This window comes from Paraburkholderia sp. TE9906 (genome assembly GCF_056279605.1).
This window is the reverse complement of record NZ_JBWCCT010000041.1, coordinates 1-1,631: the sequence shown is the minus strand read 5'-3', so window position 1 is coordinate 1,631 and position 1,631 is coordinate 1. Positions and strand designations below refer to the sequence as shown.

At 55.5% G+C, this 1,631-nt stretch carries 1 protein-coding gene; it reads left to right on the top strand.

Annotated features, from left to right (window positions below):
- The first annotated feature begins 64 nt into the window (after positions 1 to 64).
- On the top strand, positions 65 to 1,510 hold the full coding sequence (locus ACZ9H4_RS37045; RefSeq protein ID WP_408141254.1) for an IS1182 family transposase: 1,446 nt from the start codon (positions 65 to 67) through the stop codon (positions 1,508 to 1,510).
- The last annotated feature ends 121 nt before the right edge of the window (positions 1,511 to 1,631 follow it).

Sequence of the window (1,631 nt, the reverse complement as noted above, 5' to 3'; positions counted from 1 at the left end):
CCCAGAGTGTGTGAAAACGCATTGATCGCCTAAACTGAATTAACGCGTTCAGACTGGGTGACTCATGAAGCGATTCGTTGAAGGCGATGACCGCAAACAGGTCGCACTACTTCCCGAATGCGTCGATGACTACGTCGGACAGGACAATCCGGTAAGAGTCATTGATGTCTTTGTCGACGAACTGGATCTTGCAGAACTCGGTTTTAACGGTACGACGCCGGCGATCACGGGTCGCCCGTCTTACCATCCGGGTGTGATGCTGAAGATCTATATCTACGGATACCTGAACCGGATACCTTCCAGCCGGCGTCTTGAGCGTGAATGTCAGCGCAACGTCGAGCTGATGTGGCTGACGGGACGTCTGGCCCCCGACTTCAAGACGATTGCCGACTTTCGCCGTGACAGCGGCGCAGCCATTCGCAGCGTATGCCGGCGGTTCGTCGAACTGTGCCGCGGGTTGAAGCTGCTATCCAGTGACATGGTGGCCATCGACGGTAGCAAGTTTAAGGCGTCAAACAGCCGCGACAGGAACTACACCGCGAGCAAGATGGACAAGCGTCAGCAGCAGATTGAGGAAAGCGTTCAGCGGTATCTCGACCTGATTGAAACCGCAGACCGGACCAGCCCGACGGGTTTCGATGTGAAAACCGTTCGTCTGTACGAGAAGATCGCCCGCTTGCGTCAACAGATGCGTGAGCTCGCACAGATCAGGAAGCAGTTGGAAAAGCATCCGGACAAACAGTTGTCGATGACGGACCCCGATGCACGATCCATGGCAACAAGCGGAAGAGGCTCCGGCATAGTGGGCTACAACGTTCAGGCTGCGGTCGACACGAAACATCACTTGATCGTTGAGCACGAGGTAACTAACGTCGGAAACGATCACGGACAACTCAGCAAGATGGGAGTGTCTGCGAAGAACGCGATGGGCAAACCGAAGCTGAAGGTTGTTGCTGACCGGGGTTACTTCAGCGGCCCGGAGATAAGGGCATGCGATCTGAACGACATCAGTGCGTACGTTCCCAAGCCGCTCACCTCCGCATCCCGCAAGAAAGGTCTCTTTACGAAGGCCGACTTTGTCTATGAGGCGAAAGGCGATATTTATCGATGCCCCGCTGGCGAGCGAGCCATCCATCGATTCAACACCGTTGAACATGACATGATTCTGCATGTGTACTGGCCCAGCGCCTGCCCGCGTTGCCATCTCAAGGAACGATGTTCACCGAGCGACTACCGTCGCATTCGACGGTGGGAACACGAGAACACACTGGAAGCCATGCAGCGCCGGCTCGACCGGATGCCCGATGCAATGACCATCCGCCGAAGTACTGTCGAACATGTCTTCGGTACGCTCAAGCACTGGATGGGTCCTGCACACTTCCTTACCAGGACGCTCAGGCGAGTGAGTACGGAGATGAGCCTTCAGGTGTTGGCCTATAACCTGAAGCGGGTGATGAACATACTTAGCGTTGCGGGGATGTTGAAGGCCATGAAGATGGTCGCAAGCTGAAGCCCCGAGGGCTTTGTTGTGCTCGTAACGTTCGATTGTGAAAACTCGCCGTATCAAACTCGACCAACCTGAGCGGCAAGCGCCCGCTTAGCGGAAAAAATGGTGTTTCCACACACTCTGG

Excerpts from the sequence above, each read along its gene's own strand:
- ACZ9H4_RS37045 (WP_408141254.1), top strand. The coding sequence starts at position 65 with ATGAAGCGATTCGTTGAAGGCGATGACCGCAAACAGGTCGCACTACTT.